Origin of the sequence: Paracoccus sp. (in: a-proteobacteria) (assembly GCF_032007265.1) — a bacterium.
Taxonomy (GTDB): Bacteria; Pseudomonadota; Alphaproteobacteria; order Rhodobacterales; family Rhodobacteraceae; genus Paracoccus.
In genome coordinates this window covers 1-4,960 of sequence record NZ_DALZMB010000173.1, presented here as the reverse complement: position 1 = coordinate 4,960, position 4,960 = coordinate 1, and the positions used below count along the sequence as shown (strand labels likewise).

The following is a 4,960-nucleotide window of genomic DNA, read 5'->3' as shown; positions in this document are numbered from 1 at the left end:
CCGGTAGGGAATGGGCGCATCTCGGACAGATGCGCCCGGTCTAAGGAAAAAAGACTTAGGAATAGCGATAGGGCGGACCGGCCTTTTCCATCGCTTCGTTGTATTCCTTGATCTTGGCGACAACCTGAGCCTTGATCTCGGATTCTGCGGCGATTTCGTCCCAGAACTCTTTTGCGGCGGCCTCGACCGTGCCCCATTCGGCGGCCGGGATCGTCGTCAGCTTCATCTTGTCGCCGCCCACGCGCAACTTGGCCTCACCCGCCCAGTACCAGTGCTGGCGGTAGTAATGGGACTGGTCAAAGACCGCCTTCATCAGCTCGCGCAGATGTTCGGGCACCTCCTCCCAGCGCTTCTGATTGGCAAAGAAATGGCCAATCCATGCACCCGAGATACTGTTGGTCAGGAAATGCCCGGTCGCCCCGGCCCAACCCACGGTGTAATCTTCGGTGATGCCCGACCAGGCGACGCCGTCCAGCTCGCCCGTTTGCAGCGCGACCTCGATATCCTCCCATGGCAGGGTAACCGGGACGACGCCGAATTTCGCCAGAAAGCGACCTGCGGTGGGGAAGGTAAAGATGCGTTTGCCGTTCAGATCCGCCAGCGCATTGATCGGCTGTTTGGTCGCGAAGTTGCACGGATCCCATGACCCCGCCGAGATGTGCTGGATGCCGTGTTTGGCATATTCGGCCTTCCAGATCTCATCGAGCCCGTAATGGTTGAACAGCGCGGGCACATCGAGCGAGTAACGCAGCGCGAAGGGGAAATAGCCGCCAAAAACCGTCACTTCGGTCGGGCTTGCCATGCTGTCGTCGTCAGATTGCACCGCATCGATCGTGCCATTTTGCAGCGCGCGGAACAATTCGCCCGTGGGCACGATCTGATCGGCATAGTAAAGCTCGATCTCCATCTGGCCGTTGGCGATCTTGTTGAAGGCCTCGACCGCGGGTTTGCAGACATGCTCGCCCAAGGCCGCGCCCGCATAGGTTTGCATACGCCATTTCAAAGGAACGCCCTGCGCAATCGCGGGGGCGCTTAATGCGCTGGCCCCAGCCGCCGCAAGCGCACCCGTGGTCAGGAACTTACGTCTTGAAGTGGTCATCGTTCATCCTCCCTTATGGTTGTTTTCTGCTTATTGGCCGTAAATCGAATGGGGCAGCCACATGGCGATACCCGGGAATGCGATCACCAACCCCAAGGTCAGCACCATGATCAGCACGAAGGGCAGAACCGAGCGGTAGATCACGCCAAGGGTGAAATCGCGCGGCGCCATCGCCCTCATGAGAAAGAGGTTATAGCCGAAGGGCGGGGTCAGATAGGCGATCTGGCAGGTGATGGTGTAAAGGATGCCGTACCAGATCAGGTCAAAGCCAAGCGTGCGCGCCATCGTCACGTAGATCGGGGCAACGATGACCAGCATGGCCGTGTCATCCAAAAACATGCCCAGGATCAGGAATGAGGCCTGCATGATCAGCAAAACCTGCAGCGGCGAAAGCTTCATCTCGCCAATGAACAGCTGCTCGATCGCGCGCCCGGCACCCAGGCCGTCAAAGACCGCGCCAAAGCTGAGGGCGGCCATGATGATGAGCATGAACATGCAGGTGATGGCCAGCGTCTGGCGGGTCGCGACCTCAAAGACATTGCGTGTGAAGCGGCCCTTGATCACGGCGGCAATCACCGCAGTCAGCGCACCGATAACGCTGCTTTCGGTCAACGAGGTCCAGCCTTTGACAAAAGGGATCATCATCGCCGCAAAGATGATCAGCGGCAGAACTCCTGCCCGCAGCAGCCGGAAACGCTCGGGCCAGGTGATGGCGGCGCGTTCCTCGCGCGGCATCGGCGGGGCAAGGGCAGGATTTAGCCAGGTGCGGATCAGGATATAGGCGATGAAAAGCGCCGCCATCAGCAGGCCCGGCACGATCCCCGCCAGCCACAGCTGGCTGACCGGCTGGCGCGCAATCAGCGAGTAAAGCACCAAGACCACCGAGGGCGGGATCAAAATGCCCAAGCTGGAACCCGCCTGAATGACCCCCGAGATCATCAGCTTGTCATAGCGGTGCTTGACCAGTTCAGGCAAAGCGATGGTCGCGCCAATGGCCATTCCGGCAACCGACAGCCCGTTCATTGCGGAAATCATGACCATCAGCATCACCGTGCCGATCGCCAGCCCCCCCGGCAAAGGTCCGAACCAGACGTGAAACATCCGGTAAAGATCCTCGGCCAAACGCGATTCCGACATGACATAGCCCATGAACACGAACATCGGCAGCGTCAGCAGCGCGTTCCATTTCATGACCTTCATCACGGCGGAAAAGCCCATATCCGTTCCGCCCGGCCCCCATAGCAGCAGCGCCGCCAGAACCGCGACAAAGCCGATCGCTCCAAAGACCCGCTGCCCGGTGATCATCATCAGCAGCATGGTCGAGAACATCAAAATGGCGATCCACTCATAGCTCATCTGTCGACGTCTCCGGTGAAAGGTTTGGGGATATCGACGCCGCGCAGAATGGCGATGTCTCGGATCAGGTGGGCGATGGCCTGCAAAATCATCAGCACGAAGCTGAAAGTGATGATGACCTTGATCGGCCAAAGCGGCGGTCGCCAGGCGCTTGGCGCGCGCTCGGACACGCGGAAACTATAGGCGGTGCTGTCAACCGCGCCCCAAAGCATCACCCCCAGATAAAACAGCAGGAAAAAGATGGTGACGATGTCCCAGGCCGCCTGCCGCTTGATCGGCAACCGCGCGTAAAGCAGGTCCATGCGCACATTGGCGCCAAGCTGCATCGAATAGGGCGCGCCCAGCAGGTAATAGGCCACCAGCGTGAACTGAGCCATTTCCAGTGTCCAAAGCGATGGAAACTTGAACATCTTGGTCAACGAGGACCACAGCAGCACCCCCATGATCACGAATAAAAGATACATGGCAAAGCGGCCGATGCGATAATTGACCCGCTCGACCCCGCGGACATAGCAAATAGCCCAATTCGGCATCAGATAACCTCCTCGACAGCGGCCCGGATCACCGGGGCAAGGCGCGTGGCCATGTCCAGCTGCGCCTGCGGCGTCGCGATCAGATCATTGCGGATTTCAAGCATCGCATGGCTTAGGCCCAAGGGTGTGGCGTGCAGCGCCAGCGTATGGGTCACGCCGTCGCGCGCGCTATAGGGCTCATTCAGCCGCGTCATCATCCCGGTGTCGCGCGCCGCGATGGCGCGGGCCAGGCGATCATCTTGATCATGGATGATGCCCAGCTCGACCGGGCGTGCCACGCCAAAATAGATCGGCGTGAAGCTGTGTACGGTGATCAGCGCGGTCGGCCGCCCCGCCGCCAGCCTGCGCGAAAGCAGAGCGAAAAGTGCGGCATGAAAGGGCAGATAATGGGCCTCGGTACGCTCAAGACGCTCGGCGGGCGACAGGGCGCGATTGCCGGGTATTTCATAGATCTCGCTGCGTTCGGGCATGGCGCCGGCAGCATGGGGCGGACGGTTCAGGTCGTAGATCAGCCGCGAGGCCCGCGCATGGATCAGCGCCCCGTCCAGCGCAACAGACAGCCCCCTGGCCACGCCAAGCGCGCCGGGATCCCAGGCGATATGGGCCGTTTGCTGTTCAGCATCCAGCCCAAGGCCATTGGGCATAGACGCAATATCATGCGAGGCATGTTCACACACGATGACCGTGTTGCCGTGACCAGACTCATTCTCGATGGCGAAAAAATGTTCAAGATCAGACACGCAAGTTCCTCCCTGCAAGGACAGGTTGAAACAGCGACAATGAGTCTGTCAATAATCTTTCAGTATAGGTTTTCTCTGATAATATCTTTACGGGTAAGATCTTTACGACAGCCGGATCAGCCGAGGAGAGCCGTCTATGTCCCAAGATCCAGAAAACTCCGGCTTGATCGAAGATCGGCTTCGCCGGCGCATGGATGCGCTGACCCCATCCGAGCGCTTGCTGGCCGGTCATCTGACGCGCAACTTTCCCGTCGCGGGGCTGGCCTCGATGACCCACCTAGCCAAAGAGGCCGGAGTTTCGACCCCGACCGTGCTGCGCATGGTGCAAAAGCTGGGGTTTCGTGGCTATCCCGAGTTTCAGGCGCAGCTGCGCAACGAGGTCGAGGCAAGGCTGGAATCGCCGCTGTCCAAACATGCGCGCTGGACCGATGGCGTGCCGCAGACCCATATTCTGAACCGCTTTGCGGATGCGGTTTTAACAAATATGTCCAAGACGCTGGGTCAGATCGACCATGCCGATTTCGACGCCTGCGCCGAAATGCTGGCCGATCCCGAGCGTCGGATTTTGGTCAGTGGCGGGCGAATCACCCATCCATTGGCGGATTATCTGGTGACGCAGCTGGGGATCGTGCGCCCCGGCGTCTCGACCTTGCCCAGCAATTCCAGCACTTGGCCCTCGGCTTTGCTTGATCTGCGCCGGGGCGATGTCTTGGTGGTTTTCGACATTCGCCGCTATGAGGCGGCAACGTTGCAGCTGGCCGAAATGGCCGCCGAACAGGGAACCGAGGTCATCTTGATGACCGATCCATGGATCAGCCCGATTTCGGCCTATGCCAAATTCCGCTTTGCCGCGCAGATCGAGGTGCCATCGGCATGGGACAGCACCTCGGCGTTGATGGTCTTGGTGGAGACGCTGTTGGCGGCCGTGCAGCAATTGACATGGGACCAGACACAAGACCGCATGACCCGGCTCGAGGCGCTTTACGAACGCGCCAATATGTTCAAACGCGGGCGCGGCGGCCAATAGGCTGCGCGCGCCCTGCTGGTGTTCCTGCCCTCAGCTCTAAACCCAGCCCTTGCGCCAGTAGCAGAGCCGGGATTAGGGCCAAAGTTCTAAACCAGTGTTCTAGGCCGCCTGCCCTTTTTCATCCAACTGCACGAAATGGCCCGGGCCGACTTCGCGGTAAAGTCGCTTGGGCGGTTGGTAATCGGCGGGATGATAGGGGCTGCGG

At 59.8% G+C, this 4,960-nt stretch carries 5 protein-coding genes; 1 reads left to right on the top strand and 4 read right to left on the bottom strand.

The genetic code is table 11. The features are described 5' to 3' along the window. Window positions 1–55: 55 nt before the first annotated feature. The 4 genes from RTS12_RS20050 to RTS12_RS20035 are packed head-to-tail and all read right to left on the bottom strand — an operon-like array spanning window position 56 to window position 3,728. A complete protein-coding gene (locus RTS12_RS20050; RefSeq protein ID WP_312531806.1) occupies window positions 56–1,099 on the bottom strand; it encodes a TRAP transporter substrate-binding protein in 1,044 nt (347 codons plus the stop codon). Window positions 1,100–1,129: 30 nt separating this feature from the next. Further along, complete coding sequence (locus tag RTS12_RS20045) at window positions 1,130–2,455, bottom strand: TRAP transporter large permease subunit (RefSeq protein ID WP_312531804.1); 1,326 nt, start codon at window positions 2,453–2,455, stop codon at window positions 1,130–1,132. Next, complete coding sequence (locus RTS12_RS20040; RefSeq protein ID WP_312531802.1) at window positions 2,452–2,988, bottom strand: TRAP transporter small permease subunit; 537 nt, start codon at window positions 2,986–2,988, stop codon at window positions 2,452–2,454. The genes RTS12_RS20045 and RTS12_RS20040 overlap by 4 nt, the downstream gene beginning before the upstream one ends. Continuing rightward, the gene (locus RTS12_RS20035; protein WP_312531801.1) at window positions 2,988–3,728 is read right to left on the bottom strand and encodes an N-formylglutamate amidohydrolase; all 741 of its coding nucleotides are present in this window, start codon (window positions 3,726–3,728) and stop codon (window positions 2,988–2,990) included. The genes RTS12_RS20040 and RTS12_RS20035 overlap by 1 nt, the downstream gene beginning before the upstream one ends. Window positions 3,729–3,864: 136 nt before the next feature. Between RTS12_RS20035 and RTS12_RS20030 the strand changes: the two genes are divergently transcribed. Further along, on the top strand, window positions 3,865–4,755 hold the full coding sequence (locus tag RTS12_RS20030; protein WP_312531799.1) for a MurR/RpiR family transcriptional regulator: 891 nt from the start codon (window positions 3,865–3,867) through the stop codon (window positions 4,753–4,755). The last annotated feature ends 205 nt before the right edge of the window (window positions 4,756–4,960 follow it).

Bases quoted from the DNA above. Each gene is read 5' to 3' on its own strand.
- RTS12_RS20050 (WP_312531806.1), bottom strand. From the start codon at position 1,099: ATGACCACTTCAAGACGTAAGTTCCTGACCACGGGTGCGCTTGCGGCG.
- RTS12_RS20045 (WP_312531804.1), bottom strand. From the start codon at position 2,455: ATGAGCTATGAGTGGATCGCCATTTTGATGTTCTCGACCATGCTGCTG.
- RTS12_RS20040 (WP_312531802.1), bottom strand. From the start codon at position 2,988: ATGCCGAATTGGGCTATTTGCTATGTCCGCGGGGTCGAGCGGGTCAAT.
- RTS12_RS20030 (WP_312531799.1), top strand. From the start codon at position 3,865: ATGTCCCAAGATCCAGAAAACTCCGGCTTGATCGAAGATCGGCTTCGC.